The sequence below is a fragment of the Arthrobacter sp. 08Y14 genome, from assembly GCF_002929455.1.
In the GTDB taxonomy this organism is placed as follows: domain Bacteria; phylum Actinomycetota; class Actinomycetes; order Actinomycetales; family Micrococcaceae; genus Arthrobacter_B; species Arthrobacter_B sunyaminii.
This window is the reverse complement of record NZ_PJIX01000005.1, coordinates 18,639-45,069: the sequence shown is the minus strand read 5'-3', so window position 1 is coordinate 45,069 and position 26,431 is coordinate 18,639. Positions and strand designations below refer to the sequence as shown.

Here is a 26,431-nt window from a genome sequence, read left to right as displayed (position 1 = left end):
CTTGAGAAACAGTCGAGGAAGGGGAGCGGCATGGGCAAGCTGACCATTCTGGCGTTGCGCGTTGTGCTGGCTGTGGTCCTTGCCGGCACCGTGTTTGTGCAGACAGTTATGGTGCCCCTGCTGGCAGCGGACCTGACGGAAGCGGGCCCGGGCGCAGACGCCGTCCGGGTCCCCGTCGTCGTTCTCATTGTTCTGGGCCTTATCTGCGTGCAGATCACCCTGCTCTGCGTCTGGTGCCTGCTGACGATGGTGCGGCGGGGAACAGTGTTTTCCCCGGCGGCCTTCCGCTATGTCGATGTCGTGATCGGTGCCGTAGGCGTGGGTGCCCTGCTGATGTTCGGTCTGGGAGCGGTCCTCGCCCCGGGAGAAGGAGTTGCCCCCGGTGTCGTCCTGCTCATAGGAGGAACGGGCGTGGCCGTCGCCGGGGTTGCGCTGATCGTCCTGGTGCTGCGGATGCTGCTGGCCCGGGCCGCCGCCACCGATGTTGAGGCAACTGCGCTGCGCAGCGAACTCGGCGAGGTGATTTGATGCCCATCATCGTGGACATTGATGTCATGCTGGCCAAACGGAAAATGCCGGTGGGAGTCCTGGCCGAACGCATCGGCATTACTCCCGCCAACCTCGCCGTCCTCAAGAACGGCCGCGCAAAAGCAGTGCGCTTCACCACGCTCGCCGCGCTGTGTGAAGTGCTGGATTGCCAGCCCGGCGACTTGCTCCGATGGGAACCCGAAGAAGAGCATTCGGCGGCTGACTTGGCCGTTCAGCGGCCCCTGACACGAGAATAGTTGACCAATCCCGCTGCAGGTAGGGAACAATTGGGCGGGTGAGTCTTCCCCCGGTACAGCCCATGAAACCAGCAACTCCGACCACGTCGCGGCCGGAGCGCTCCGGCCGCCGGTCCGGCACGGCAGCCGACCGGACTACCGACCGAGTGTGCGCGCAGATCGCCGCGGAACTGGGGGTAGCGACCTGGCAGGTGCGGGCCGCCGTCGACCTGCTGGACAGCGGAGCCACCGTTCCGTTTGTTGCCCGGTACCGCAAAGAGGCCACCGGAAGCCTGGACGACGCCCAGCTGCGCGAACTCGACGAGCGGCTGCGGTACCTTCGGGAGCTGGAGGACCGGCGGCAGTCCGTCCGGGAAGCCATTGACGGCCAGGGCAAGCTGACACCGGAGCTTCGAGCAGCCATAGACGCTGCTGACACAAAGTCCCGGCTCGAGGACATCTACCTGCCGTACAAAACGAAACGCCGCACCAAGGCACAGATCGCCCGCGAAGCCGGACTGGAACCGCTCGCCGAAGCGCTGTTGGCCAACCCGATGCTGAGCCCGGAACGTGCAGCCGCCGATTTTGTGAACGATGCCGTGGCTGACCCCGGGGAAGCGCTCGCGGGAGCGCGGGCCATCCTGATTGAACGGGCGGGCCAGGACGCCGACCTGCTTACGGATCAGCGTGAACGGCTGTGGAAGCAGGGGCGGATGCGCTCACAGGTCAAGAAGGGCAAGGAAGCGCAGGGCCAGAAGTTCGCCGATTACTTCGCGTTTACCGGCTCCCCTTCCGGCATGCCTTCCCACCGGGTCCTGGCACTGTTCCGGGGAGAAAAAGAAGGCATCCTGGAATTGGAACTGGCGGAGGCAGACCCGGCCGACACCGCCACTCTGGCCGCCGCCCGGCAAAAATACGAACGGGCCGTCGCCGCTCACCTGGGTGTGTCGGACCGGGGACGCCCTGCCGACGCCTGGCTGCAGCAGACCGTGCAGCAGGCGTGGCGGCGCATCCTCGCCAAACTGTCCGCCGACCTGCGTGTCCGCCTGTTCGCCGCTGCGGAAACCGAAGCGGTGCGGGTGTTCGCAGCGAACCTGCGTGATGTCCTGCTGGCAGCGCCGGCCGGAAACCGTGCCACGCTCGGATTGGACCCGGGACTGCGCACCGGCGTGAAGGTTGCCGTGGTGGACGGCACCGGACAACCGGTGGCCACCGACACCATTTATCCGCATGCCCCGGCGCGCAAATGGGATGAGGCGCTGTCCCGGCTGGCCGGGCTGGTGAAGAAGCACGGGGTTGAGCTGATCGCCATCGGCAACGGCACAGCGTCGCGTGAAACCGACAAGCTGGCCACCGAACTCATCCGGCTGCTGCCAGATTCCGGCCTGCAGAAGCTCGTGGTGTCGGAAGCCGGAGCCTCCGTCTACTCTGCTTCCGCCCTTGCATCCGCAGAGTTGCCCGGAATGGATGTTTCCCTGCGCGGTGCCGTGTCGATTGCCCGCCGGCTCCAGGATCCGCTGGCTGAACTGGTGAAAATCGATCCGAAGTCCATCGGTGTCGGCCAGTACCAGCACGATGTCAGCGCCACCAAGCTGGAACGCTCCCTGGACGCCGTGATCGAGGACTGCGTCACCGCCGTGGGGGTTGACGTGAATACGGCCTCACCGGCGCTGCTGACCCGGGTGGCCGGCGTCGGACCGCTGCTCAGCGAGAACATTGTCGCTTACCGGAACGAGAACGGTCCTTTCGCCCGCCGCGCAGACCTGAAGAAGGTGCCGCGGCTGGGAGCGAAGGCCTTTGAGCAGTGTGCCGGCTTTCTGCGGGTCACCGCCGGGACTGAACCGCTGGATGCCTCCAGCGTGCATCCGGAGTCCTATGGCCTTGCCCGGCGGATCCTTGCTGCCGCCGGGACCCCGATGGGTCCGGCGGGAGCGTCACTGGAGAACCTGACCCCGTCAGCGTTCGTTGATGAAACAGTCGGGCTGCCCACGATCCTGGATATTGTGGCCGAGCTCCGCAAACCCGGCCGCGATCCGCGTCCGGAGTTCCGTACGGCTACCTTCTCCGACGGCGTGGAGACGATTTCCGACCTTCGTCCGGGCATGGTGCTGGACGGTGTGGTGACCAATGTGGCCGCGTTCGGCGCCTTCGTGGACGTGGGAGTTCACCAGGACGGACTGGTGCATATTTCTGCCATGTCCTCCACCTTCATCTCCGATCCCCACGACGTCGTGAAGTCAGGACAGGTGGTCAAGGTCAAGGTGCTGGAGGCCGATCCGGAGCGCAAACGCATTTCGCTGACGCTCCGTCTGGACGACGACGACGCCGCTGCCCCTTCCCGCGGTCCCAAGGCTCCGCGGGAGCAGGTCGTGAAGACCCGCGCGGAGTCGGGAGCCGGCGACGGCGGCAAGGGATCCTCGCCGCAGCGCACCGGGAAGGCAGGCGCTCCCGCCCGGGGCAGCAACCGCCGCCCGGCGGTTCCGGCGCCGGCGCAGGGTCCGATGGCTGACGCGCTGCGCCGGGCCGGACTGGCTTAACCGTCAGAGGACTCCGGGTCGGCCAGTGCTTCCTCCGGTGCAATGCCGCGGTCAGCGGCAGGATCCTCCGGAGCCTTGCCGGAATGGCCGGCGGGAACCGTACCGCCGGGCGAGGTGCCCTGTGCCTGACGGATATTGTCGGCGGGATGCTCCGCCTGTCCGGGGCGGCGCGGGTCGCCCGAGGGCTCGGGCGCAGGGGCGCTCGGTCCCAGGGTATCGTCCTCGGTATTGGCAGGGCCGGTGGGTTCGGTGGTCATGCGGACATCCTTTCGAGCGGTAGTTCGGCCGTGTTTGCGGGGGGAGGGGGTGCCGCCCGGGCGGCAGTCAGCGTGCCGCCAGCTTCCCGAGCAGCGAGCTCTCCAGGTTTTCCAGCAGGTCGCGCGGGTTCTCCCAGATCTCGGTGGCGCCGGCGTCGCGCAGTTCCGCTTCACTGGTGCCGCCGCAGAGCAGCCCAATCGTTGGAATCTTCAGCTCTGCCGCAGCTTTGACGTCCCAAACCGAGTCACCGACGAAGATTGTGTCTTCAGCGGTCAGTGACGAGCTGTCCAAGGCTGACTGCAGGATGTCGGGGGAGGGCTTGGACTCCTCGGCATCGGCGGAGGAAGTGGCCGCGGCAATCGCGGAATCGGCGTCGATGACGGTGCGCAGGACTTCCAGTTCCGGTCCTGATGCTGATGAGGCCAGCACAATGGTCAAGTCCTTGTCCGCACAGGCCAGCAGCAGCTCCCGGGCGCCGTCGAAGGAGCGGAGCGCCGGCCACCAGGTGGAGAAAATTGCTCCGTGGGTCGCGTCCAACTTTTCGTCTTGATCTTTATCCCGCTCCTCGCCCAGGAGATGCTCCACCAGTTTGTCGCCGCCCATGCCGATCGCCCGGTGCACGGCGGACATCGGAACGTCCAGGTCCATCCGCCGGAAGGCCTGCCACCAGGCAACGGTGTGCAAATAGTTCGAATCAACCAGGGTTCCGTCGACGTCGAAAAGAACGCCGCGCTTGGCGGTGCTGTTGTGTGCCATGTCTGTCCTGCCTTCGGGGGATGCGGATGAACTTGGGATTGTTCGGGGCGGTGAGGTTTTGAGTCTAGCGACCAGCCGTGCCGCGCGGGCCGAGAAATGTGACGAGTTGCTCCTCCAGGGCACTGCGGTCCTTCAACTCACACTCCCACACGGTCAGCGACTCCCATCCTGCCGCCGCCAGGGACTCCAGTGCTGCTGCGTCACGCATCGCCGTTCTGCGCCGCTTTTCAGCCCAGAACTCGCTGTTGCTCTGCGGTGCATGCCGGCCCGCCGCACAACTGTGCAGGTGCCAGAAACAGCCGTTAACAAAGATGACCTTGCGCCGGGCAGCGAATACCAAGTCGGGTTTACCAGGCAGCAGCTTCCCTCCTGCTGCGCCGTGCAGGCGGAAGCGGTAACCGGCAGCGTGGAGAAGGCGTCGAACCAAAAGCTCGGGTTTGGTGTTCTTGCTCCGGATCCGGGACATGTTGGCGCTGCGCTGCTCAGCAGTGACGGTATCGGCCATGGTTCAAGTCTAGGCAGCCGTCCGGCTGCAGCATCCTCCCGGAATTCGGCGTCCGGCAGCAGGTACGGCGCAGTGCCCTAGCCACCGCATGCCGGGTCGGCCTACGTTGGCTGGTAGATGAGAACACGCGAAGGGTTGGCCTATGGCTTCGATTCGAATTCTTGGTACGGGCGGCACGATCGCGTCGCGGAGCACAGGTCCGGGCGGGTTGATCGCCAAGGACCATGCGGAGGACCTGATTCAGACGCTGTCACGCCGTCACACCGTTTCCGTGCGGAACGTGATGGTCAGCGGAAGTTACCAGCTGCAGTTCTCCGATCTGAGGCTCATTGCCCAAGCGGCACGCAACGCCGTGATGGACTCCACCGTGGACGGCGTTGTCATCACACATGGAACCGACACCATGGAGGAGACGGCGTTCCTGCTGGATCTGGTGCACAGCTCACCCAAGCCGGTGGTGTTTACCGGTGCCAGCCGTCCTGCCGACAGCACTGCTCCTGACGGTCCGGACAATCTGGAGCAGGCCGTGGAAGCCGCAGCTTCCCCGGAACTGCGTGGCACGGGCGTGCTGGTTTCGTTCGCAGGAAAGATCCGTTCATCCCGGGGACTCTTTCTTGCCAGTACTACGGCAGCGGACCCGTATGCCGGAGGCACCGAGGTGGCACATTTCATCGGGGACAGCCTGCATGTCACTGCCAGACCGCTCCGGCCTTCTCCGCTGCGCATGCCCAGTGAAGAATTCGACCGTACCCGCGTCACCATCGTGGACTGTGCACTTGGCGCGGACACGGATCTGTTTTCCTATGCGGTCCACGCCGGCGCGGCCGCTGTCGTTTTGGCAGGTACCGGGACGGGGAACGCCGGTCCCGGGTTCGTGGAAGCGGTCCAGGACGCAGTACGCGGGGGATGCTTTGTGGTTCTGAGCTCACGGGTTCCCTACGGTCCCGTCATCCCGACGTACGGTGACGGCGGCGGGGTGGACCTGGTACGGGCCGGAGCGATTCCCTCAGGCGACCTCAAGCCTCCGCAGGCTCGAATCCTTGCGGCGCTGCTGACGTCCCAGCCTGCAACCCCCGAGCAGATTCACCGTGTTCTGACCGCTGCTCCCGGCAGGCAGGGCGGGCAGTCAGGATAACGAAAGGGTTGCGGCCTTGCGCGTATGACCGGCAAGTGGTTCCAGAGTTCATAAGTTGGCTTATGATTAATGGCACAGATATGCCCCTTACAAGGAGGTAAGAGATGTCGGGCTACTTCAAGCTTGTAGACGCCCACGACGGCGCGTTTCGGATCAAACTCATTTCCGGTGACGGCGCGCTCATGGCGGTATCAGCCATGTTTCCCACTAAGCAGGCAGCCGTCGCGGGAATCGAGCTTCTGCGCGAGATTGCCGGCACTGGCCCGGTTGTAGATCAAAGCCACGACGCAGACATGCTCGGCGACGCCAGCCGCGAGAACGGCCGGGCCAAAGCATCCTGACACTTCGGTCCTGATCGGCAGTCCTGATCAAAAAGGCCCGGAGTTCCATTTTCGGAACTCCGGGCCTTTTTGGCTGCAGCCGCTGTTACTTGTTGTCATCATCTCCTTCGGCTGCCTCTTGGCTGTGCTGACGCGGTTCATTGGGTCCAGCGGCTGACGAGTCTCCCTCGGACGGAGCTTCGTTGTGGGTACGGTCCTGGTCATTGCCGGATGCGGGATGTTCCTTCTCAGCCATGGTTATCTCCAGTCAGGTTGGGTGCGCGCAGGCTCCGGAGAAGAGCCGCCCGTATGTTCAGTCTAGGAAGCGGTGTCCCGGGCAGTAAGGGCCAACCGCCAAGTCGTCGTCCCAGCGTCGGGGAGCGCTCGGGCCTGTCGTCAGACCTGCCGATATCAGTCCTAGCCAGAGGCCTGATCTGCCGGTACCGTGATCCGGATGCAGCCAACTGAAGAGGCAGACGTCATTGTTGTCGGAGCCGGACTGGCGGGGCTCACGGCAACCGCGGAGCTGATTGAGGCCGGCCGCTCCGTCATCCTCGTGGAACAGGAGGGCGACGCGAGCCTCGGCGGGCAGGCCTGGTGGTCCTTCGGCGGACTCTTCATGGTGGATACGCCCGAACAGCGGCGCCTGCGGGTTCGCGATTCCGTGGAACTGGCGTGGCAGGACTGGCTCGGAACAGCAGGCTTCGACCGGCCGGAAGATTACTGGCCGCGCCGTTGGGCTGAGTCCTACGTCCACTTCGCGGCGGGGGAGAAACGTGCGTGGCTGCATCAGATGGGGCACCGCGTCTTTCCGGTGGTTGGGTGGGCGGAGCGCGGCGGTTACGGAGCCACCGGACCCGGCAACTCGGTGCCGCGGTTCCACATCACGTGGGGCACGGGCCCGGGCATCACCGCACCCTTTGAAGCGAAAGTGCGCGACGGCGTCGCCCGCGGGCTGGTGCGGCTGGCTTTCCGCCACCGGATGGAGGAACTGACGGTAAGCAACGGCGTCGTCACCGGGGTGCGCGGCAGTGTGCTGGAGCCGACGACGGCGGTTCGCGGCGCTGCGACCAGCCGCGTCCCGCTGGCGGAGTTCGAGTTCACTGCCGGCGCCGTCGTCGTCACGACCGGCGGAATCGGCGGGGACCACGCTTTGGTGCGGGCGGCCTGGCCGAAGCGTCTGGGAAGCCCGCCGGAAACGATGCTCAGCGGGGTGCCTGAACACGTGGATGGCCGCGGCATCACCGCCAGTGCCGCGGCCGGGGGCCGGGTCATCAATCCGGACCGGATGTGGCACTACGTGGAGGGCATTCGGAACTGGAACCCGGTGTGGGCCAACCACGGGATCCGGATTCTGCCCGGTCCCTCCTCGCTCTGGCTTGACGCCGCCGGCAACCGGCTCCCGGTGCCCCTGTTTCCCGGCTTCGATACCCTCGGCACGCTGGAACATCTGCGCGGCACCGGCCATGAGTACAGCTGGTTCATCCTGAACAAGGCGATCATCCGCAAGGAGTTTGCACTGTCCGGGTCCGAGCAGAATCCGGATCTGACGGGTAAATCCGTGCGTGAGGTGCTGGGCCGTGCCACCGCCGGGGTGCCCGGGCCGGTGCAAAAGTTCCTGGACCACGGCGAGGACTTCATTACCGCCGGCTCGGTGGAGGAACTGGTGGCGCGAATGAACGCGCTGGCGAAGGACTCCACCAGCGGCGCGGCGCCGGTGCTGTCCGCCGAGGCAATCCGGGCCGAGCTGGAAGCCCGGGACCGGGAGATCGCTAATCCGTTCAGCAAGGACAGCCAGGTCACCGCCATCCGCGGAGCCCGGAGCTATCTGGGGGACCGGCTTATCCGGACGGCGTCCCCGCATCCGATTCTGGATCCTAAGGATGGTCCGCTCATTGCGGTGCGACTGTCGGTGCTGACCCGCAAAACCCTCGGTGGTCTGGAAACGGACCTGGACTCACGCGTGCTGGGGCTGGACGGAAATCCCGTTCCCGGCCTCTTTGCCGCGGGTGAGGCGGCGGGTTTTGGCGGCGGCGGCATGCACGGCTACCGGTCCCTGGAAGGAACCTTCCTGGGCGGTTGCCTGTTCAGCGGCCGGGCGGCCGGCAGGGCAGCGGGGCGGTAGCCATCATCCCGGTAGCCATCATGTGGCCCGCGGCAGCGGGACATATCTGGCCCCGCCCTGGCCGACCCGGCCAAAGCTGTAACCCACGCTGACCCCGGGGTGAGGTTCCTGCCCGTCCGGCAGCAGCCCGGGACCGTCAGAAGCCCTGCCGTCAGAATCCTGGCTGGCAGAGTCCGCGCCTCCGGCGCCCAGCAGGCTCCGAGTCAATGCCTCGCCCTGGCCCAGGAGTTCCCGAACGGCGGCGGCCAAATGCCTGTCACCGGGCTGCTCGCCGGCATCCACGGCAACCAGTACTGCCCGCCGGATCAGCTCCCGGGCGAAGGATGCGGTGGCGCCCTCGGACTGGTCCGCGGCAGCCTGCAGCGCCGCTTCGGAAAACACTCCAGCCGGGGCGTAGAGTTCCAGCAGCCGCACCCGGTTTCCGGCATCGGGCAGCGGGATTTCGACGGCGAGGTCCACCCGCCCGGGCCGCTGCACGAGCGCCCGTTCCAGGGCTTCCGCCCGGTTGGTGGTCATGAGGAAGACGACATCGGCGTCGGCATCCAGCCCGTCCAGGGCGTCGAGGACTTCAAAGAGCAGCGGCTGGGGGCCGTTGCCCATGTCCCGGTCCTCGGCCACCAGATCAATATCCTCAAGAATCACCATGGACGGCGCCATGGCACGGGCCAGACGGGCCGCTTCTCCCACCGCGTGCAGCGAACTCCCGGCGAGCAGCACCGCCGTCGTGCCCTCGCTGGCGCTGAGCAGGTGCCGAACGGTATGGGTTTTTCCGGTGCCGGGCGGACCGTAGAGCAGGACGCCGCGCTTGAGGTGCTGCCCGTGTTCGCGGAGCACCTCCCGGTTAGCAGCGATGCCCAGGACATGCCTGCCCACCCGGTCCAGCACGCCGTCGGGCAGGATTACTTCGTCTGCGGGCAGCGAGGGGCGGGGCAGGAACGTGACGCCGGCGCCCTGCTGTCCGTAGGGGTCAAAGGCGAAGGACACGACCTGTCCACGCAGAATGCTGTTGGTCCGCAGATCATCCTGGACCGCCGTCAGGAAGCGGGCCGCGGCTTCCCGCTCCGGGGCCAGCACGGCAATGTCGGTCCCGTTGCGTCCATACTGCGGGTTGGTGCCGCGCTGCAGCACTGCCAGCGGAACCCCTTCGTAGACAAAGAGCCGCAGTCCCAGTGCCAGCACCTCGCGGGTGCTGTCCGGGCCGACGGCGAGATTAACGAAATCAGGCTGGCCCACGGTCACGGGACCGTACTCCTGCTGCACCAGGTCCGACAGGGATAGGTGGTGACGCTGCTGCCCGCCGCCCACGCCGATCAGCCGTGCCTGCGGATCCTGCCCGGAGATCTTCTCGACGGCGATGTCCAGGTCCGCGAACCGATGGACCGGAAAGTCCTGGGCCAGGATGGGAAGGTCAGAGGCTGACATGCCGAGGTGGGCGGTCAGGACGTCCAAGAGACGGACACGTCCCGGAGTTTCGTCCCGGTGGGCCTGTGCCAGATCGACGGCACGGGTGAAGTTGCGAAGGAATTCCCCCAGTTTTTCATCCATGCGGCCGAATCCTAACAGGAGACGCTGCCTAACAGGAGACGCTGCCTAGCAGGAGGCCAGAGCGTAGCAGGTGACCAGAGCCTGGCAGCAGACGACGACGGCGCCTCCCCGGGTGGGGAAGCGCCGTCGTCGTTGCGATGGGGACTGAGCCTTAGCCCACCAGTTCCGCCAGTGCCGAGTATGAGGACTGCGCACCCTCGCGGGTGGCGGCCAATGCACCGGCCCGAGCCGCGAAAGTCGCAGCCTCCACCAGTGAATCCCCGGCGGCAAGCCGCGCAGCGGTAGCCGCGGTGAAAGCATCGCCGCAGCCGGTGGTGTCCACTGCGGTGACACGGGTGGGTGCCACGGAGACCACGCGATCCGCTCCCTGGGCTGTGCCGTCCAGCACAACGGCGCCGTCCCCGCCGAGCGTGATGATGGTGCGCCGCACGCCCAGCTGTCCCAGGACAGCGATGACCGCTTCCCAGTCGGCGGCCGGATCAGTAAGACCGGTGACCAGCGCCGCTTCATGGGTGTTGAGCAGCAGGACGTCGGTGAGTGCGAGCAGCTCGGCCGGAACCTCCCGGTACGGGGAGAGGTTCAGCAGGACCTGCGCGCCGGCGTCGTGCCCCGCGCGTGCCGCGGCAGTGACCGCGTCAAGCGGAACCTCCAGGCTCAGCGTAAGGACTGCGGCGTCGTCGAACAGGTCCGCCGGCAACTCAGCGCCGGTGACGGTGCCGTTGGCGCCCGGGGAAACGATGATGGTGTTTTCTCCGGCGGCGTCCACCACAATCATGGCCGTGCCGGTTGCCGTGTCCGTGCGGCGCAGGACGCGGGAGGCGTCAACGCCGGCAGCGGCCGCGGCCTTGAGCAGCAGATCCCCGTGGCCGTCGGCGCCCACGGCGCCGAACAGCCGAACATCGGCACCCAGGATGGCCGCTGCAGCAGCCTGGTTGGCGCTCTTTCCGCCTGGAACAATCACCAGTTCCGAGCCGTTGAGGGTTTCCCCGGGCTGAGGGAAGCGGTCGGTGCGGACAGTCAGGTCAGCGTTCAGCGACCCTACAACTACAACTTTTCCGGCGGACATGCGGGACGTTCTCCTTTGGAGCGGATCAGGCGGGTGAGGCGGGTGAGGCGGACTGTGCTTACCGGACGGCTTTCTCAGCAGCGGCTTCCACTTCGGCGTCGGCCGGCTTCGGGATCAGGAAGGACGTGGCCAATGCCAGCACCAAAATGACCAGACCGGCGATGAGACCGCCGTAGTAGCCCTCAGTTCCGGATCCGTCCGCAGCCGTGGTGGCAGTCTTTACAGCGTAGATCACGGCGAAGCTCAGGCCGGCGCCCAGGTTGAACGCACCGGCGTTCAAGCCCGGCAGGAAGCCGGGGTTCTCCTTGGGGGAAAGCACAATGCCCAGGCCGTTGAGCATGATGTTGCCGACGCCGGCGTAGGTGATACCGATCAGCACCGAGACGCCCAGCAGCCCCAGTTTGGAATCGCTGCCGACGATCAGGAGCATCAATGCCAGCGCAATCACTGAGCCGATCATGCCGATCCGCAGCATCTTGCCGTAGCCCCAGGTTGCGGCAAGGCGGCCCGCGATCGGTCCCATCACCAGTCCGGCAATGGCGTACGGGGTCAGGGTCCACCAGGCGGAGTCTTCCGCGCCCAGGCCAAATCCGACGACGCCATCCTGCGCCAGGGCGGGAATGATGCCGTTCATGACGGCGAAGACACCGGTCATGGTCAGCAGCGTGGTCAGCAGCAGCGCCCAGGTGGAACGCTGCTTCAACAGATAGGTGGCCACCAGCGGCTGTTCCGTTCGGTTTTCAACCTTCCAGAACACCGCGAAGGCAATGGCGGCGATGACCATGAGGCCGATGACCAGCGGCCAGTTGGCGTCCGCCAGCTTGCCGGCCTCGTTGAAGGCGGTCAGCAGGGTGCCCACCGAGATGACCAGGGGAACCACGCCCACCCAGTCCATCTTTTCCTTCTTCTCGGCCCGGGATTCCGGCGCCAGGAACAGCAGGAGGGCGGTCGCTACGGCGCCCACGGCGGCCATTGCCCAGAACACCGACGCGAAGCCGTGGTTTTCAGCCAGATAGCCGCCGGCAATGGCGTCAACGCCGGCGATGCCGCCGTTGACAGCCGTGATGACGCCCATCAGGGTGCCGTAGAGCTTGGCGTCACGGATTTCCACGCGCAGCATGATCAGGGTCAGGGGCACCACAGGTCCGGAGACGCCCTGGATCAGGCGGGCGATGAACAGGACCTCGATGCTGGGTGCCAGTGCGGCCACCACGGAACCGATGGTGAGGACCACCAGCATGCCGCTCAGGACCTTCTTGCGCCCGATGATGTCGCCCAGGCGGGGAAGGAACAGTGAGAAGAGGGCGGCGGCGGTGAAGAATGCCGTCTGGGTCAGGCCCACCGCAGCGGAGGTGGTGTTCAGTTCCTCTTCGATCCGCACGAGGGCGGGGGAGAGCATGGAAGCGTTCAGCTGGAAGGCCACGCAGGCCGCCAGCAGGGCCGTCATCAGAGCGGCCACATTGACGCGGCGCTGGGTTGTTTCGCTCACAGGTCTACCTCACCAATTCGCTCCAGGGCGTCGACAACCAGGTCCCAGAATTTCTGGTGATCCAGGTCAACAGCCACGGAGGTGTTGCAGTCAGCGGGCGCCGGTGCACGGAAATCCGCCACCGTCATGCCCAGGGTCAGGGTGCCGGTCAGTTCGACATCCAGCGGAACACGCCGGGTGGTCATGACCGAGGGGTCGATGACGTAGGCGACGGCGCAGGGGTCATGGACAGGCGGGAAATCAAAACCCTGATTGTCCTTATAGGCCTGACCGAAGAATTCGAGGAGTTCCCCGACGAACTTGGCGGGTTTGGTGCCCACCGCGGCGATGCGGTTGGCAACCTCGTCCGTGGCCAGGGCCTGATGCGTGAGGTCCAGGCCGACCATGGTCAGCGGCCACTTTTCGTTGAAGACGATATGCGCGGCTTCGGGATCAATTTTGATGTTGAATTCGGCCACCGCAGACCAGTTGCCCACGTGGTATCCGCCGCCCATGAGGACAACTTCCTTCACGCGCTCGGCAATGCGCGGTTCCTTGCGCACTGCCAGCGCAATGTTGGTCAGTCCGCCGGTGGGCACCAGGGTGACGGTGCCGGGCTCATGGGACATGACCGTGTCGATGATGAGGTCCACGGCGTGCCGCGGATCCAGATCGATGGCAGGCTCGGGGAGCTCAGGGCCGTCCATGCCGGACTCGCCGTGGATGTCCGGTGCGTTTTCGATGGTGCGGACCAGGGGCCGCGGGCTGCCCGCAGCGAAGGGAATACCTGTGATATTTGCAACACGGGCAATCGCCAGCGCGTTGCGCGTCACCTTCTCTAAAGTCTGGTTTCCGACGACGGTGGTCACCGCCAGAAGCTCGATCTCCGGGCTGCCGTGTGCCAGCAGCAGGGCGACCGCATCATCATGGCCGGGATCGCAGTCCAGGATGATTTTGTGGGGCATTGCATCTCCGCTTCGTTGAGGTTCTCGCTGGGGGACCGGAGTCCCCGTGGTGCAGTGCCCCGCCTGGGCGGTCCGTTCAGCAGGCGCAACAATGCGGTGCGGGAGGAGGCCACGGCGGAGTGCGGCGCGCTGCGGAACGGGTTCAGGCGTTGACCGGGAACCGTTCGAAGGGCAGCACTTTCCCTTGACGGGAGGGGGCACTGCATTAAAGATAGCGGCGTTTTTAGGCCTCTATTTCCTGATGTTGCTGTCCCGTCCCGCCGGACCCGCGGCCAATTTGCCTGTGTTCGGGGCAGGCCCTAACCTTTGCGCTGCAGCAGTCAGCGAAGGGCAGGTTCGGCAGGCTCGGCGTCGCTCAGTCGATCTGTTTCTGCTGCTTCAGGGCTGGCGCCGGCTTCCGGCGTTGCAGGTTTGGGGATCAGGAAGGAGGCGGCCAGGGCCAGCACCAGGATGACCAGGCCGGCAATGATGCCGCCGTAGTAGCCCTCGGTGCCCGACCCGTCCGCTGCTGTAGTGGCCGTTTTGGCCGCGTAGATCACGGCGAAGCTGAGGCCGGCGCCCAGGTTGAACGCACCGGCATTCAACCCCGGCAGGAAGCCGGGGTTCTCCTTGGGAGACAGCAATACGCCCAGGCCGCTGAGCATGACGTTGCCGATGCCGGCGTACGTGATGCCGATCAGCACCGAGACGCCCAGCAGGCCCAGCCTGGAATCGCTGCCGACGACCAGGAGCATCAGGGCCAGAGCGATGACGGAGCCGATGGTGCCGATCCGCAGCACCTTTGCGTAGCCCCAGCTGCCCGCGAGACGTCCGGCGAAGGGCCCGATCACCAGTCCGGCGAGGGCATAAGGGGTAATGGTCCACCAGGCAGAATCCTCGGCGCCCATGCCGAACCCGATGACACCGTCCTGCGCCAGAGCGGGAATGATGCCGTTCATGACGGCAAAGACGCCGGTCATGGTCAGCACGGTGGTCAGCAGCAGCGCCCAGGTGGAACGCTGCTTCAGCAGACGGGTGGCTATCAACGGCTGCTCGGTGCGGTTTTCAACCTTCCAGAACACGGTGAAGGAAATGGCGGCGATGACCATGAGACCGATGACCAGCGGCCAGTTGGCGTCCGCCAGCTTGCCGGCCTCGTTGAAGGCGGTGAGCAGGGTGCCCACCGAGATGACCAGGGGAACCACGCCCACCCAGTCCATCTTGGCCTTTATTGCCGCGCAGGATTCCGGAACGACCGCAATCACCAGAGCAGCGGCAAGGACCCCCACGGCGGCCATGGTCCAGAAGACGGAGGCGAAGCCGTGATTCTGCGCCAGGTAACCGCCGGCAATGGCGTCGACGCCGGCAATGCCTCCGTTAACCGCGGCGATGACACCCATCAGGGTGCCGTAGAGCTTTGGTTCACGGATTTCCACCCGCAGCATGATCATGGACAGCGCCACCGTGGGCCCGGAGACGCCCTGGATCAGCCGGGCGAGGAAAAGCACCTCGATGCTGGGAGCCAGGGCGGCAAGCACGGAGCCGATGGTCAGAACCACCAGCATGCCGCCCAGGACCTTTTTGCGGCCGATGATGTCACCGAGCCGCGGAAGGAACAGGGAGAAGAGTGCCGCAGCGGTGAAGAACGCCGTCTGGGTCAGGGCGACGGCCGCAGAAGTGGTGTTCAGCTCTTCTTCAATGGTGAACAGTGCGGGGGAAAGCATGGAGGCGTTCAGCTGGAACGCCATGCAGGCGGTCAGCAGCGCCGTCATCAGCGCTGCAACGTTGACGCGGCGTTTGGTTGTTTCACTCACAGGTGTAGTACGTCAATTCATTTCGGGGATCTTCATCGGGTCCAGGAGCTTCTACGGGCCCGGCACTGCGTTAACGATATCTGCTTTGGGGTACTGGTTTACCGCCTTGCCGGGCAGGCGAGGGTCCGGCAAGGAATAACTGCCGACCCGCAAAGGTTGGATCAGACAGGATAAAAAATAGATGCATATGCATGAAGTAGCGGAGGTTGCCGAGATGGCAGATCGCAGAATAGTAGTTGTGTCGGCAGGATTGGGTGTTCCCTCGTCCAGCCGGATGCTCGCCGACCAGTTGGGGCAGGCCGCCCGCCGGGCACTCGAGGCCTCCGGCGGCTCTGCCTCGGTGAGCACCTTCGAACTCCGCGAGTACGCCGTGGATATTGGCAACAACATGGTGACCGGTTTTGCGCCGCCGAAGTTGGAGACGCTCATCAACGAAGTAGTGGCCGCAGACGCGCTGGTGGCCGTAACCCCCGTTTTCACTGCGTCCATGAGCGGCCTCTTCAAATCGTTCTTCGACGTTATCGACAACACCGCCCTGGACGGAAAGCCCGTGATCCTGGGAGCGACCGGCGGCAGTTCGCGGCATTCCCTGGTGCTGGATTTCGCGATGCGGCCCATGTTCAGCTATCTGCGGGCCAAAGCCACGCCGACGGCGGTCTATGCGGCACCGGAGGACTGGGGCTCAGCCGGTGACGCCGGATCCGCTCCCTCCGGCACAAGTGCATTGGATGTCCGGGTGCGCCGTGCGGCCTCCGAGCTCGCTGCACTCCTGGGAACCCAGGGAACCCAGGGAACCCTGGGAACCCAGGGACCGCAGGGAACCCAGCAGCCTGCAAAGCGTCCGGATCCCATGGTTTCGCTGCCTTTTGAACAGTTGCTGGCCCAAACCCGCCGGGGATAGGGAGCCTCTTCTAACGCCGTCCGGCCGGAACTAAACTCGACAGGATCCGTCTCGTCCGGGCCCTGCCTTTAGGCCGGCTCGTAGGCCGGGAACCTCACCAGCGGCAGGAGCCGTGTATGGCCAAGCATGCCGATTCCGAATCCTCTTTCGCCGGTTCATCTTCAGGACCGTCCGTTGCCGGCAGTAACACGCAGCCCTCCGTTGATCCGTTCACGCCCAGTGCGCCCTCACCCTCCATTGCCATTCTTCCGGCGTCCACCTCGGAACTGGTGGCTGCCGTGGCCGAGGGCGGCGGCATTGTGGAGGCACTGTCGGACAGCACCGCCGGCGTGGTGCTGGCGGACGTCGTCGGTCCCGAAGCGGTGGAACGCGCAGTAAAGGGACGCCCAGGGATCCGCTGGGTCCAGCTGCCCCTGGCCGGGGTCGACCAGTATGACGATCTCATGCGGGCTCACCGGAATATTTCCTGGACCAGCGGGAAGGGTGCCTTCCGGCAGCCGGTGGGGGAGTTCGCACTGACGCTGACGCTGGCGCTCATGCGCAGCATTCCGGTGTTCGCGAGGGCCGGCACCTGGGGGCCGCCGCAGGGCACGTCACTGCACAACCGGCACGTGGTCCTGGTGGGAGCAGGCGGGGTTGGACAGGAAATCCTGCGGCTCCTGCGCGCCTTTACCGAGCACGTCACGGTGGTTCGGGCACACGACCACCCGGTCGCGGGCGCCGAACGCACGGTCACCGATGCAGGGCTGGACGACGCGCTGAAAACGGCCGACGTCGTGATCCTTGCAGCTGCCATGACGGAGGGCACCAGGCACCTGATGGATGCCCGGCGGCTGGCGCGGATGAAGGATCATGCCTTCCTGATCAATGTTGCCCGCGGCCCGCTGGTGGATACGGATGCCCTGACGCAGGCGCTTGCCGAGGGCAAGCTGGCCGGCGCTGCCCTGGACGTCACGGATCCCCAGCCCCTGCCGGACGGGCATCCGCTCTGGTCCGAACCGCGGGCCCTCATCACGCCCCACACCGCGGAAACTCCTGAGATGGTGGCACCGCTGCTGGCTGGCCGGGTGCGCGACAATGTTCGCAGGCTCGCCGCGGGACAACCGCTGGACGGCCTCGTGGATGTTGACGCAGGGTACTGACTGGTACTGACTCCTCAGCAGCTGCCGCTGTCCCCTAACGGCCGTGTTCCACCAGTGCCAGCACCCGGGCCGGGCTTGCGGTGCCGCCGGTAATTTTCAGGGGCGCCACCACGATCAAAGCGCCGGTGGGCGGAAGCTGGGCCAGGTTTTGCAGCAGGGTGACGCCGTACTTGTTGTTGCCCAGCAGGTAATAGTGCGCCGGGAAGGGCGGATCGAACGCTCCGGCGTTGCCGGCGTCGATACCCACAGTCTCCACTCCCAGTCCCGCGATTTCTGTCTCCTCGCCCAGCCACTTGGCGCACGCGGCCGAGATCCCCGGCGTGTGCGAGCCGCCGTCGTCGATGTTGAGGAAAGCGTCAGCGTCCTCGGCGAACTTGTCCCACCCGGTGCGCAGGAGCAGCCAGGCGCCGTCGGGCAGCGCTCCGTGCTCGGCCTCCCACGTCTTGACGTGATCAATCTCGAGCACGAAATCGGGATCCGCTGCTGCCTGGGCGCTGACGTCCAGGACGACGGCGGGCGCCACCAGGCGTGTCAGCGGAAGCTGTGAAACGTCGTCGCCGTCTCGCCCGGAAATCCAGTGCGACGGCGCATCCACGTGGGTGCCGATGTGCTCGCCGGTATGAATGTTGTTGTGTTTCCAGAACGGACCGGGCTCGTCGAAGGCGCTGACCGCTTCCAGACTGAAATCGATGAGGTTGACGAACGGTGCGGGCAGCTTCAGGGTGGGGGTGCTGCTGCTCAGCGGAGCTGTCAGGTCCACTATTTCCAGCGTGCCGCCGGCAACGGCGTCCAGCAGGGTGTTGATCAAACCGGAATCAGTGCGGTTGAGGCTCATATCGGTTCCTGTCCAGGCGGGGGAGGCTTTGCCTGAGACTACCGGTGCGTCTGCGGCGCCGTGTCACACAGGCGTCACATGCGCCGCAATATGTCGGCAGCGCGGTTGGTGCCCCTGCGGGCGGGACCTATTGTTCAGGGTATGGATGCTCCGAATATTGCAGCGCTCGTAGGCCGTACCCTGGCCAGGCTCGGGGCAGGACGCGCCTTTGGCGTGGTGGGCAGCGGCAACTTTCACCTCACCAACGCCCTGCGGGAGAACGGTGTTCCGTTCACGGCGGCGAGGCACGAAGGCGGAGCTGCCACCATGGCGGATGCGTACGCCAGGATGTCCGGCCGGGTTGCGGTGCTGACCACGCACCAGGGCTGCGGACTGAGCAACGCCGCCACCGGAATCGGCGAGGCGGCCAAATCCCGCACTCCTCTGATCGTGCTTACAGCGGATACCGCCTCGTCCGCCGTGCGCTCCAACTTCCGGATCGACCAGGACGGACTGGCCCGCAGCCTGGGCGCCGTTCCGGAACGGATCCACTCAGCCGACAGTGCTCTTGCCGATACCGTCAGGGCCTACCGCACAGCTGTTCACGAACGCCGCACCGTGGTCCTGAGCGTCCCGCTGGACCTCCAGTCCGCTCCGGCCCCGCCGAGCACGCTGCCGCTCACCCGGCCGATGGTGCCGGCCGGCAGGATACGCCCGGACGCGGTACTGGTGCGGGGCCTGGCCGACCTGCTGGCTTCCGCCCGGCGGCCGGTGTTTGTTGCCGGGCGGGGAGCCCGTTGTGCAGGAGAAGAAATTGCAGCGCTTGCAGCCCACTCCGGTGCGCTGCTGGCGACTTCGGCCGTGGCCAGCGGACTGTTCAACGGGGACGACTTCAATCTGGGCATCTCCGGCGGCTTTTCCACCCCGGAAACCGCGGACCTGATCCGCGGCGCGGACCTCATCATCGGCTGGGGTTGCACCTTGAACATGTGGACTATGCGGCACGGTTCGCTCATTGGTCCGGATACCGCCGTCGTTCAAGTTGATGTGGAGGATTCCGCGCTGGGCGCGAACCGCGAAATCCATCTGGGCGTGCTGGGCGACTGCGCTGCCACCGCGGCCGATGTTCTGGAACAGCTGAAAGCCGGCGTCCCCGAGCCCGCGCAGAAGTACCGGACAGCGGAAACCCGGCAGCGGATTGCGGCCGGCTCCCGCTGGCAGGACGTGCCGGTGGCCGATCTGTCCACGGCGGACCGGATAGATCCGCGGGTCCTGAGCCTGGAGTTGGACGCCCTGCTGCCGGCCGAGCGGCTGGTGTCAGTGGATTCCGGCAACTTCATGGGCTACCCGTCCACCCACCTGTCCGTTCCTGATGAGTTTGGATTCTGCTTCACGCAGGCGTTCCAATCGATCGGTCTCGGGCTGGCCACCGCGATCGGTGCTGCGCTCGCCCGGCCGGACAGGCTTCCGGTCCTGGGCGCCGGCGACGGCGGGTTCCTGATGGGCATCTCTGAACTGGAAACCGCGGTGCGGCTGCGGCTGCCTCTGGTGGCAATTATCTACAACGACGCCGGGTACGGTGCCGAGGTTCACCACTTTGCTGCGGGGACCGGGAAAGATGGCGGAGCCAGTGATGCAACAGTGGACCTGGACACCGTAACGTTCCCTGACACGGATATCGCAGCCATTGCCCGCGGCTACGGAGCTGCGGGAATTACGGTGCGCCGCCGTGCCGACTTGGAAGCGGTGAAGGGTTGGCTGGCCGGGCCGCGGAACGCCCCCTTGGTGATCGATGCCAAGATTGCGTCCGACGGCGGCGCCTGGTGGCTGGCGGAGGCGTTCCGCGGGCACTGATTTGGGGAATGCTGAGCGGAGAAGTATTTCCCTGTCAGGCCTGGTTCACGCTCCGGCAGTGTCCTCCACCGAACCGTCCCAGCCGAGGTTCGTTGCCATCCGCTGCAGCACGGCAACCAGGGCACCGTACTCGTCCTCGGACACGTTTTCCGTGAGCTGCTCGCGGATGCGTTCGACGGCGCCGCGAAGGTTTTCCAAGCTTCGCCGGCCCAAATCGGTCAGCTGGTACTGGCCGTCGTCCAGGGATACCCAGCCGCTTTCTCGCAGCTCCTCGATCAGCTCCGCTGAGGTGATGCTGCCCTCGACCACCGGGAAAAACGGTTTCAACGCGTCGGAGAGCTGTTTTCCTGAGGCAGGGCCGTCCGTCAGGAGGTTCATCATCTGCCATTGCCGCCTGGTGACGCCGTGCTCTTCAAAACTTGCGCCAAACTGGTCATCAACCAGCTGGTCCACGAGCTTGAGCCAAAATCCGATGGGGCGTTCGTCAGTAGCCATCACCCCACTGTACAAACCAATCAGGATCTGCGGAATGGCACTGAAGCTTCGGAGAAACGGCTTCGCAGACAGCGGTGGTTACAGCCGGGCGCTCGTGCCGCATCTCGGACACGGGGCGGAGCGGGCAAGATCCAGGCAGACCATACAGACCGGAAGGGTGCCGTTGTCGTCGCGGAGGGGACGGTTGGGCATGGTCTTGCCGCAATAGGGGACAGGCCGCTGTGCATGGTGCATGGCCCGGCGCTTGCAGGGAGTACAAAAAACGTGCACGAGTTCATCTTCATCCTTGGCGGTCACGTCCAACGGGCGGATGAGGGTTGATGCCTGAGTGCTCATGATCCTTTCCTGACGGCGGCACCGGGTGACCGGTTGGAGCGGTGCTTTTGCCAGCATCATAATTCGCTGGCGAAGTGCCTAGACGGGTAAGAGGCGGACCCTCTGCGAGCCGCCGATGCCCGTAAACACAGGCTTTCAGCGGTGTTTCAGGGCGGTTTGCGGTGACGGCGACGTGCCCAACTTCATAGTCTCCGGGCCGCATGTTTGCCGGACCGCATGTTTGCAGGATCGGACATCGGCCGGTCCGGACAGCGGCCGGAGCGGACGGGTTAGTCCAACAGGGAACGGATGTCCTCGGCGGTGAGCGCGGAGCTGAACACCGCGTCATCGTCCATCACGGAGGTAAAGAGCTTGGCCTTCTGCTCCTTGAGCGCCATCACCTTTTCCTCGATGGTGCCGCGGGCAACCATCCGGTACACCATGACATTGCGGGTCTGCCCGATGCGGTGCGTGCGGTCCACGGCCTGCGACTCCGCTGCCGGATTCCACCATGGATCCAAGAGGAAGACGTAATCCGCTTCAGTGAGGTTCAAGCCGAACCCGCCCGCTTTGAGGCTGATGAGGAACACCGGGGCTTGGCCGTCCTTAAAGGAGGCAATGACCTCTCCGCGGTCCCGGGTGGAGCCGTCCAAATAGGCGTAGGGAATTCCGGCGGCGTCCAGCCGGGCTGCGGCCTTCTTCAGGAACGAGGTGAACTGGCTGAAGATCAGGGCGCGATGTCCCTCAGCGGTGACGTCTTCGAGCTGCTCAAAGAGGGCATCGAGCTTGGCCGAAGGCACGCCGGCGTAATCGTCATCCACCAGCGACGCATCCAGGCTCAGCATCCGCAGCAGGGTCAGGGAACGGAAGACGATCATCCGGTTGCGGTCCAAATCCTTGATCAGCCCCATCAGCTTTTGCCGTTCACGCTGCAGGTGCGTCTCGTAGATCTTGCGGTGCTTGGGGCTCAGCTCCACCTCCAGCACCTGTTCCTGCTTCTCCGGCAGATCCTTTGCCACGGCTTCTTTGGTGCGGCGCATCAGCAGCGGGCGGATCCGGCGGCGCAGCCTGGCCAGAAGCTTGGAGTCCTCACCGCGCTCAATGGGCCGCTGGTATTCCTCAATGAACTTCCGGGCGGAGGGAAACAGGCCCGGCGCCACAATGGCGAACAGGCTCCACAGCTCCAGCAGGTTGTTCTCCATGGGGGTGCCGGTGATGGCCAGTTTGAACGGAGCGTTGAGATCCCGGGCGCACTGGTGGGCGCGGGTGGTGCGGTTTTTCACGAACTGCGCCTCATCCAGGATGAGCCCGTCCCATTCCAGGGCACGGTAGGAGGCAAAGTCGAGCCGGAACACGGCATAGGAAGTCACAACGACGTCGGCGTCCGCCGTGAGTTCGGCCAGCGGCACCTTGGACTTGGCGGTGGTGTCCGGAACGGCGACCGCACGGAGGCCCGGGGTGAAGCGTGCCGCCTCGGAGAGCCAGTTCGGCACCACCGAGGTGGGAGCCACCACCAGGAAGGGCCGGCGGGGTGTGTCGTGCCGGGCAGCCTGTTCCCGCGCATGGGCCAGAAGCGCCAGCGTCTGGAGTGTCTTGCCCAGGCCCATGTCGTCGGCCAGGATGCCGCCGAGTCCGTGCTCCCAGAGGAACGCCAGCCAGTTAAAGCCCTCGGCCTGATAGGGGCGGAGATCTGCCTTCAGCCCGGCCGGCAGCGGCACCTGCTCCACTGAATCCAATTCCAGCAGCCCGGTGACTGAAGCACGCCAGGCTGCGGCCTGTTCGGTTTCCTCCGCCAGCTCCTCCAACTCGGACCACAGTCCGGCCTGGTACCGGCTGATGGTCATTTCGCCGGTTTCCCATTCCTGCAGACCCTCTGCTTCTTCCAGCAGGGCGTGCAGCTGCGCAAATTCGGGACGGTCCAGCGAAAGGTAGGTGCGGTCAACAAGCAGGATCTTCGTTTTGCCCTGGGACAACGCCTTGAAAACATCGGCAAAGGGCACTAGCCGGCCTTCGACAGTGATCATGATGCCCAGATCGAACCAGTCCCGGCGCTCGGTCTCCACCGTGGTGATCTTCAGCTCCGGCACGCTGGTGAGCTCGCGGTAGGCGGGGCGCTCGCCGACGACGTCCACCCGTACGCCGTCGACCTTTTCGATTTTGGGGAGCAGATACTCGGTGAATTCTGCGGTGTCGATGCCGGCGAAGGAGCGGCTGCGCGGCACCGATCCCAGGACTTTGCCGACGGCGGTGAGCAGGTCCGCTTCCGCGGCCACGTCCCGGTAACCTGTTGCCGGATCCGCCCGGGTGCCCAGCGGGATGCGGGTGAGATCATCCCCCTGCCGGTATTCCCATTCCCAGTCCAGGAACAGGGTATCGTCCGGTTGGAAAGATGCCGTGAGCACCAGCAGGGGCGGAGAAATCTCCGGGAACTCGACTGACTCATCGCTGCTGGTTACCGGCAGCACCTGGCGAAGCTTCGGGTAGAACTTTTCCAGAAAGACCGGGGCGTCCTCTTCGGGAATCATTACCGGAGCGCCGTTCAACAGCAGGCCCTTGTCCTGGTCCGTCAACGGGCGCGCGGTTGGCGCCAGAGTGATGACGTTTTCCGGACTGCGTACGTAAATGCCGTGCCCGGCGATCAGCCCGGCGGCATCGGTGGGGTAAGGCGCACCGTCGATCTCCAGAACGGGCTGCAACTGCAGAGGTACGGCGGCGTCCGTTCCCGGGGATTCTTTGGCCGCACGGACGTCGAGGGACAGCGCTGCCCGCTGGCCCAGCCGGACACTGGTGTCTTTCTTGGCACCGACAAACTGCACGCCGATGCGCTGAGCTTCTTCCAGCAGCTGCCACAGCAGGGGGTTGGAGAAATCATCCAGGTAGAGCCAGGAGTCATTCTGGCCGAAGTAGCTCACGCCGTTGGACCGGTGCAGAGCCGGAAACTGGGAGAACCAGCGGTGCTGCTCGGGATCCAGCTGCAGCCCGTACGTCTGATAGGCAATGTTGCTCCAGGCCAGATTGTTCTTGACCCAGTTGCCCTTCGTATTGCGGACCACCGGGCGGACACCGAGCCGGAACGAGGTCTTGCGGTGCGCGCTGCGGGGAGCCGGAGAACCCCAGCGGGCACTGATACCTGCATCCGATGTCCGGATTTCAAACTGGAGCGCCAGGGGAGTGGCCGATGCCTTGGTGCTGCCCGTGAGCGCATGAAGGTCGGCGTCAATCAGCGTCTGCAGTGATTCCTGCCAGGCCGGCACCGCTGGTGCGCCGGCGGCAGAGGGCCGGATGAATTCCTGCCGTGCCACCAAATGATCGGTATTGCTTTGCAGTGCGACGGCGGCCACGTGCTTGCAGTCGAATCCAACGGGACAGCTGCAGTGGTTGTCCAGCAGCCGGTAGTCGCCCTGCCGCTTTTCCCCCAGCTGCAGCATGGTGCGGTACGGCACGGAAGAATGGCCTCGAACCTTGGCGCGGAGCACTTCGCCCTCCGGTTCCCACGCCAGTTCCACTACTGCACCGCCCTTTGCATAGGTTTGGCCGCGTTGAAACGCAGCTCCGCCGACAACCCGGATGATGTCCGTGACGTCGATCAGAGGCGGTGAGGAAGGCATGTTTTTATCGTCTCACGCAGGCCTGACACTTCCGCGACCGGACTCCTCGGACCTGGTCCTCGGCGTTTGGCTCAGCATCCTCGGCGGGCCTTCCCTGCAAAGGGGATGAAATATAGCTAACATCGTGGGCAACGCAGATCACAATGGCGTGATCTGCGTCTGACCACATTTACTGCACACGGCTACTGCACACGGCCGACTGCAGTGGGCAATCCTGCCGCCGTCGGCGGATCATGAGAATGGCCGACAGCAGGGCGGCGGATCGTTCGAACTATCGTCAAAAGGGTGGTGGATCGTCGCCGTAGTCTTCCGGAGGTTCGCCCGCAGGGACCCAACCCGACATCCGGCTTACAGCAGGTTCCGTGGCTTCCGGGCTTGGTCCCGCGCTTCGTCCCGTGTTGGGTCCTGTGGCTAGTCGCGTGCTCAGTCCTGTGGCCAGGGTGAGGTGCGGATCCGTGCGGTAGGTCCGGCCGCCCGGTGACGTCCACTCAATAATCCCGGGACTGTGTTGTCGTGCTTTCCAGAAGCCCCGGGACTTGAATATGTGATGCCGCCGGCACAAGTGCTCCAGGTTGTCGTGATCGGTGCTCCCGCCGTGGGACCACGGTTTGGTGTGGTCTATCTCTGCGATCACGGCGTTGGTCCGGCATCCCGGGAACCGGCAGGTTCCGTCCCGGGCCCGCAGCCAGCGCTGCAGCCCGGCCGGGACTTTCCGCCGCCGCCCGACCCGCAGGATCTCCTCAGTGTCCGGGTTTCGTTCCACCGGGGTCCAGTGTGCTGCCTGCCGGGCCAGCCGGCGTGCAGTTTCGGGGCTGATCGGCCCGTATCCGTGCAGTTCGGCAGGCTGTTCATCAGCACCGAACAGGGTTTCGGCAGTGATCAGGACCAGGATCTCCGTGCGGGCCCGGGCACGGGACTTCTTCTCAGAGGCTTTGTCATCGCCGGCATCGCTACGGGTTCTGCCCTCACGGCCCGCAGCCCCGTGGTTACCACTGCCTTCATGACCACTGCCTTCGGCATCCCTGTCACCGTCGAGATCCCTGTCACCGTCGAGCAGGTCAGCCAGAATGTCCGCCCGTAACTGATCCACGCCCCGCGGATCCCCCGCCCCCTGCTCACCCCGCGCCGCTGTGGTCAGCTGCGTATAAACCAACTGCGCCCGCGCTGCCGGCAATAACGCCGACAACCACGACATCCCGTCCTCATCCGGCACCAAACACACCCGCCGGCGTTCAAAAGCACTCTTATGCCGGACCGGAACGGTCTCCGGATACCGACCCTCCCGCAGCCTTCTGGCCTTCACCCGGAACTGGGACGACGTCTGCCCCGCACCAGCAGCCTCCAGCAGGGAAGCCTCGAAGGCGGCCAGTTCGGGTTCGGGGACGTTCTGGGATTGGTCCAGCACCGTCTGCACATGCCCGTAACCTAGGCTCCCGTCCTCCAGCCGGGCCAGGGTTGCGGTGTGGGTGGTGCACAACCGTCCCGCCTCACTCATCAGCATCTTCGCCGTGTTCGTGGGAAGGTACAGGATGGCTGCGGCTTCCTCCGCAGCCAGGCTGAAGGTCAGGGCCGGATCTTCTCGGCCAATATCTTCGAGCAGGTCGTCGCGGAAGAGGGTTTCCATCCGGTGCAGCACTTTGGCCTGCTGGGCCTGCGCCCACCGCACCAGCGCATCCAACCGGGACAACACCACTGAGGACTCGTCCTGGGTCAGGGCCTCCGCACCCTGCAGAACCAACACTCCGCTCAAACCCTCTAGGCTCTGGACAGTTCCAGGATCCGCGGTACCGGACTGAACGACACCGGTTTGAGCTGCACAGGATTGAACGGCACCGGGCACGGCGTCAAAAACCGACCGGCTGGACACACCATGCTGCCCGGCACCGACACAATCACCGGTGCCTTCGCTCGGGAACGATCCGTTCTGATCCATGCCCTCAGGCTTTCACCTGCCACCGACATTTCCGTCCCGAAAACAGCCCCAAAAGCCCCAAAATAGGCCCTCTTGAAGCCCGCCAAATACTCGACTTTTTTGGGCCACTACCTAATCAGAAATAAGGAATAC

At 65.2% G+C, this 26,431-nt stretch carries 23 protein-coding genes; 9 read left to right on the top strand and 14 right to left on the bottom strand.

Annotation, left to right across the window (positions count from 1 at the left end; translation table 11 throughout):
• The first annotated feature begins 30 nt into the window (after positions 1-30).
• The 3 genes from CXR03_RS17070 (at position 31) to CXR03_RS17060 (ending at position 3,301) form a co-directional block, all read left to right on the top strand.
• Positions 31-528 (top strand): DUF2975 domain-containing protein, encoded by a 498-nt coding sequence (locus CXR03_RS17070; protein WP_104104941.1) that lies wholly within the window; start codon positions 31-33, stop codon positions 526-528.
• On the top strand, positions 528-785 hold the full coding sequence (locus CXR03_RS17065; RefSeq protein WP_104056170.1) for a helix-turn-helix transcriptional regulator: 258 nt from the start codon (positions 528-530) through the stop codon (positions 783-785). Before CXR03_RS17070 ends, CXR03_RS17065 begins: the two co-directional genes overlap by 1 nt.
• A gap of 62 nt (positions 786-847) precedes the next feature.
• A complete protein-coding gene (locus CXR03_RS17060; RefSeq protein ID WP_104104940.1) occupies positions 848-3,301 on the top strand; it encodes a Tex family protein in 2,454 nt (817 codons plus the stop codon).
• On the opposite strand, the gene CXR03_RS17055 is transcribed toward CXR03_RS17060, so the two are convergent.
• From CXR03_RS17055 to CXR03_RS17045, 3 genes are all read right to left on the bottom strand, one after another.
• Positions 3,298-3,558 (bottom strand): hypothetical protein, encoded by a 261-nt coding sequence (locus CXR03_RS17055; RefSeq protein WP_104104939.1) that lies wholly within the window; start codon positions 3,556-3,558, stop codon positions 3,298-3,300. The two genes, CXR03_RS17060 and CXR03_RS17055, sit on opposite strands and share 4 nt — an antisense overlap.
• A gap of 67 nt (positions 3,559-3,625) precedes the next feature.
• Positions 3,626-4,315 carry an HAD family hydrolase gene (locus CXR03_RS17050; protein WP_104104938.1) on the bottom strand — a complete coding sequence of 230 codons (690 nt, stop codon included), beginning with the start codon at positions 4,313-4,315 and terminating at the stop codon, positions 3,626-3,628.
• Positions 4,316-4,379: 64 nt separating this feature from the next.
• Positions 4,380-4,820 (bottom strand): very short patch repair endonuclease, encoded by a 441-nt coding sequence (locus CXR03_RS17045; RefSeq protein ID WP_104104937.1) that lies wholly within the window; start codon positions 4,818-4,820, stop codon positions 4,380-4,382.
• A 142-nt stretch (positions 4,821-4,962) separates the two neighbouring features.
• On the opposite strand from CXR03_RS17045, the gene CXR03_RS17040 reads away from it, so the two are divergent.
• Together CXR03_RS17040 and CXR03_RS17035 are read left to right on the top strand one after the other, a co-directional pair.
• Complete coding sequence (locus tag CXR03_RS17040; RefSeq protein ID WP_104104936.1) at positions 4,963-5,955, top strand: asparaginase; 993 nt, start codon at positions 4,963-4,965, stop codon at positions 5,953-5,955.
• A gap of 104 nt (positions 5,956-6,059) precedes the next feature.
• Positions 6,060-6,296, top strand: coding sequence for a DUF1508 domain-containing protein (locus CXR03_RS17035; RefSeq protein ID WP_104056180.1), 237 nt, complete (start codon positions 6,060-6,062; stop codon positions 6,294-6,296).
• An 85-nt stretch (positions 6,297-6,381) separates the two neighbouring features.
• On the opposite strand, the gene CXR03_RS18385 is transcribed toward CXR03_RS17035, so the two are convergent.
• Entirely contained in the window at positions 6,382-6,531 is a 150-nt protein-coding gene (locus CXR03_RS18385) for a hypothetical protein (RefSeq protein ID WP_181032423.1), read from the bottom strand.
• Positions 6,532-6,729: 198 nt separating this feature from the next.
• Here CXR03_RS18385 and CXR03_RS17030 point away from each other — a divergent pair, with 198 nt between their 5' ends.
• Positions 6,730-8,400 (top strand): FAD-binding dehydrogenase, encoded by a 1,671-nt coding sequence (locus tag CXR03_RS17030; RefSeq protein WP_104105038.1) that lies wholly within the window; start codon positions 6,730-6,732, stop codon positions 8,398-8,400.
• Between the two features lie 18 nt (positions 8,401-8,418).
• Here the strand turns inward: CXR03_RS17030 and CXR03_RS17025 are convergent, their stop codons facing one another.
• From CXR03_RS17025 to CXR03_RS17005, 5 genes are all read right to left on the bottom strand, one after another.
• A complete protein-coding gene (locus CXR03_RS17025; RefSeq protein ID WP_104104935.1) occupies positions 8,419-9,945 on the bottom strand; it encodes an ATP-binding protein in 1,527 nt (508 codons plus the stop codon).
• A gap of 151 nt (positions 9,946-10,096) precedes the next feature.
• A complete protein-coding gene (locus tag CXR03_RS17020) occupies positions 10,097-11,011 on the bottom strand; it encodes a ribokinase (RefSeq protein WP_104104934.1) in 915 nt (304 codons plus the stop codon).
• A gap of 58 nt (positions 11,012-11,069) precedes the next feature.
• Positions 11,070-12,458, bottom strand: a complete 1,389-nt coding sequence (locus CXR03_RS17015) for an MFS transporter (protein WP_104105037.1) — start codon at positions 12,456-12,458, stop codon at positions 11,070-11,072.
• A 38-nt stretch (positions 12,459-12,496) separates the two neighbouring features.
• Positions 12,497-13,444, bottom strand: coding sequence for a nucleoside hydrolase (locus CXR03_RS17010; RefSeq protein WP_104104933.1), 948 nt, complete (start codon positions 13,442-13,444; stop codon positions 12,497-12,499).
• A gap of 320 nt (positions 13,445-13,764) precedes the next feature.
• Positions 13,765-15,237 carry an MFS transporter gene (locus CXR03_RS17005; RefSeq protein ID WP_258073730.1) on the bottom strand — a complete coding sequence of 491 codons (1,473 nt, stop codon included), beginning with the start codon at positions 15,235-15,237 and terminating at the stop codon, positions 13,765-13,767.
• A gap of 187 nt (positions 15,238-15,424) precedes the next feature.
• Between CXR03_RS17005 and CXR03_RS17000 the strand changes: the two genes are divergently transcribed.
• Positions 15,425-16,138: a CE1759 family FMN reductase gene (locus tag CXR03_RS17000; protein ID WP_258073729.1), complete on the top strand. Its 714-nt coding sequence runs from the start codon at positions 15,425-15,427 to the stop codon at positions 16,136-16,138.
• A gap of 116 nt (positions 16,139-16,254) precedes the next feature.
• The gene (locus tag CXR03_RS16995; RefSeq protein ID WP_104104932.1) at positions 16,255-17,280 is read left to right on the top strand and encodes an NAD(P)-dependent oxidoreductase; all 1,026 of its coding nucleotides are present in this window, start codon (positions 16,255-16,257) and stop codon (positions 17,278-17,280) included.
• Between the two features lie 34 nt (positions 17,281-17,314).
• Here CXR03_RS16995 and CXR03_RS16990 read toward each other — a convergent pair whose 3' ends face one another.
• On the bottom strand, positions 17,315-18,115 hold the full coding sequence (locus CXR03_RS16990; protein WP_104104931.1) for a cyclase family protein: 801 nt from the start codon (positions 18,113-18,115) through the stop codon (positions 17,315-17,317).
• Between the two features lie 141 nt (positions 18,116-18,256).
• On the opposite strand from CXR03_RS16990, the gene CXR03_RS16985 reads away from it, so the two are divergent.
• Positions 18,257-19,948 carry a thiamine pyrophosphate-binding protein gene (locus CXR03_RS16985; RefSeq protein ID WP_104104930.1) on the top strand — a complete coding sequence of 564 codons (1,692 nt, stop codon included), beginning with the start codon at positions 18,257-18,259 and terminating at the stop codon, positions 19,946-19,948.
• A 45-nt stretch (positions 19,949-19,993) separates the two neighbouring features.
• On the opposite strand, the gene CXR03_RS16980 is transcribed toward CXR03_RS16985, so the two are convergent.
• The 4 genes from CXR03_RS16980 to CXR03_RS16965 all read right to left on the bottom strand — a co-directional run bounded on the left by CXR03_RS16980 (position 19,994) and on the right by CXR03_RS16965 (position 26,107).
• A complete protein-coding gene (locus CXR03_RS16980) occupies positions 19,994-20,443 on the bottom strand; it encodes a MarR family winged helix-turn-helix transcriptional regulator (RefSeq protein WP_104104929.1) in 450 nt (149 codons plus the stop codon).
• Positions 20,444-20,521: 78 nt separating this feature from the next.
• Complete coding sequence (locus tag CXR03_RS16975) at positions 20,522-20,779, bottom strand: hypothetical protein (protein WP_104104928.1); 258 nt, start codon at positions 20,777-20,779, stop codon at positions 20,522-20,524.
• Positions 20,780-21,048: 269 nt separating this feature from the next.
• A complete protein-coding gene (locus CXR03_RS16970) occupies positions 21,049-24,366 on the bottom strand; it encodes a DEAD/DEAH box helicase (protein ID WP_104104927.1) in 3,318 nt (1,105 codons plus the stop codon).
• 277 nt (positions 24,367-24,643) lie between these two features.
• On the bottom strand, positions 24,644-26,107 hold the full coding sequence (locus tag CXR03_RS16965) for an HNH endonuclease signature motif containing protein (RefSeq protein WP_258073737.1): 1,464 nt from the start codon (positions 26,105-26,107) through the stop codon (positions 24,644-24,646).
• Positions 26,108-26,431: the final 324 nt, after the last annotated feature.

What these genes read in the sequence shown, in the direction of transcription:
- CXR03_RS18385 (WP_181032423.1), bottom strand. Translation starts at nt 6,531, where the DNA reads ATGGCTGAGAAGGAACATCCCGCATCCGGCAATGACCAGGACCGTACC.
- CXR03_RS17030 (WP_104105038.1), top strand. Translation starts at nt 6,730, where the DNA reads ATGCAGCCAACTGAAGAGGCAGACGTCATTGTTGTCGGAGCCGGACTG.
- CXR03_RS16975 (WP_104104928.1), bottom strand. Translation starts at nt 20,779, where the DNA reads ATGAGCACTCAGGCATCAACCCTCATCCGCCCGTTGGACGTGACCGCC.
- CXR03_RS17010 (WP_104104933.1), bottom strand. Translation starts at nt 13,444, where the DNA reads ATGCCCCACAAAATCATCCTGGACTGCGATCCCGGCCATGATGATGCG.
- CXR03_RS17040 (WP_104104936.1), top strand. Translation starts at nt 4,963, where the DNA reads ATGGCTTCGATTCGAATTCTTGGTACGGGCGGCACGATCGCGTCGCGG.
- CXR03_RS17020 (WP_104104934.1), bottom strand. Translation starts at nt 11,011, where the DNA reads ATGTCCGCCGGAAAAGTTGTAGTTGTAGGGTCGCTGAACGCTGACCTG.
- CXR03_RS17070 (WP_104104941.1), top strand. Translation starts at nt 31, where the DNA reads ATGGGCAAGCTGACCATTCTGGCGTTGCGCGTTGTGCTGGCTGTGGTC.
- CXR03_RS16990 (WP_104104931.1), bottom strand. Translation starts at nt 18,115, where the DNA reads ATGAGCCTCAACCGCACTGATTCCGGTTTGATCAACACCCTGCTGGAC.
- CXR03_RS17055 (WP_104104939.1), bottom strand. Translation starts at nt 3,558, where the DNA reads ATGACCACCGAACCCACCGGCCCTGCCAATACCGAGGACGATACCCTG.
- CXR03_RS16980 (WP_104104929.1), bottom strand. Translation starts at nt 20,443, where the DNA reads ATGGCTACTGACGAACGCCCCATCGGATTTTGGCTCAAGCTCGTGGAC.
- CXR03_RS17025 (WP_104104935.1), bottom strand. Translation starts at nt 9,945, where the DNA reads ATGGATGAAAAACTGGGGGAATTCCTTCGCAACTTCACCCGTGCCGTC.
- CXR03_RS16970 (WP_104104927.1), bottom strand. Translation starts at nt 24,366, where the DNA reads ATGCCTTCCTCACCGCCTCTGATCGACGTCACGGACATCATCCGGGTT.
- CXR03_RS16995 (WP_104104932.1), top strand. Translation starts at nt 16,255, where the DNA reads ATGGCCAAGCATGCCGATTCCGAATCCTCTTTCGCCGGTTCATCTTCA.
- CXR03_RS16985 (WP_104104930.1), top strand. Translation starts at nt 18,257, where the DNA reads ATGGATGCTCCGAATATTGCAGCGCTCGTAGGCCGTACCCTGGCCAGG.
- CXR03_RS17015 (WP_104105037.1), bottom strand. Translation starts at nt 12,458, where the DNA reads ATGACGGCCCTGCTGGCGGCCTGCGTGGCCTTCCAGCTGAACGCTTCC.
- CXR03_RS17065 (WP_104056170.1), top strand. Translation starts at nt 528, where the DNA reads ATGCCCATCATCGTGGACATTGATGTCATGCTGGCCAAACGGAAAATG.
- CXR03_RS17045 (WP_104104937.1), bottom strand. Translation starts at nt 4,820, where the DNA reads ATGGCCGATACCGTCACTGCTGAGCAGCGCAGCGCCAACATGTCCCGG.
- CXR03_RS17050 (WP_104104938.1), bottom strand. Translation starts at nt 4,315, where the DNA reads ATGGCACACAACAGCACCGCCAAGCGCGGCGTTCTTTTCGACGTCGAC.
- CXR03_RS17060 (WP_104104940.1), top strand. Translation starts at nt 848, where the DNA reads ATGAAACCAGCAACTCCGACCACGTCGCGGCCGGAGCGCTCCGGCCGC.
- CXR03_RS17000 (WP_258073729.1), top strand. Translation starts at nt 15,425, where the DNA reads ATGCATGAAGTAGCGGAGGTTGCCGAGATGGCAGATCGCAGAATAGTA.
- CXR03_RS17035 (WP_104056180.1), top strand. Translation starts at nt 6,060, where the DNA reads ATGTCGGGCTACTTCAAGCTTGTAGACGCCCACGACGGCGCGTTTCGG.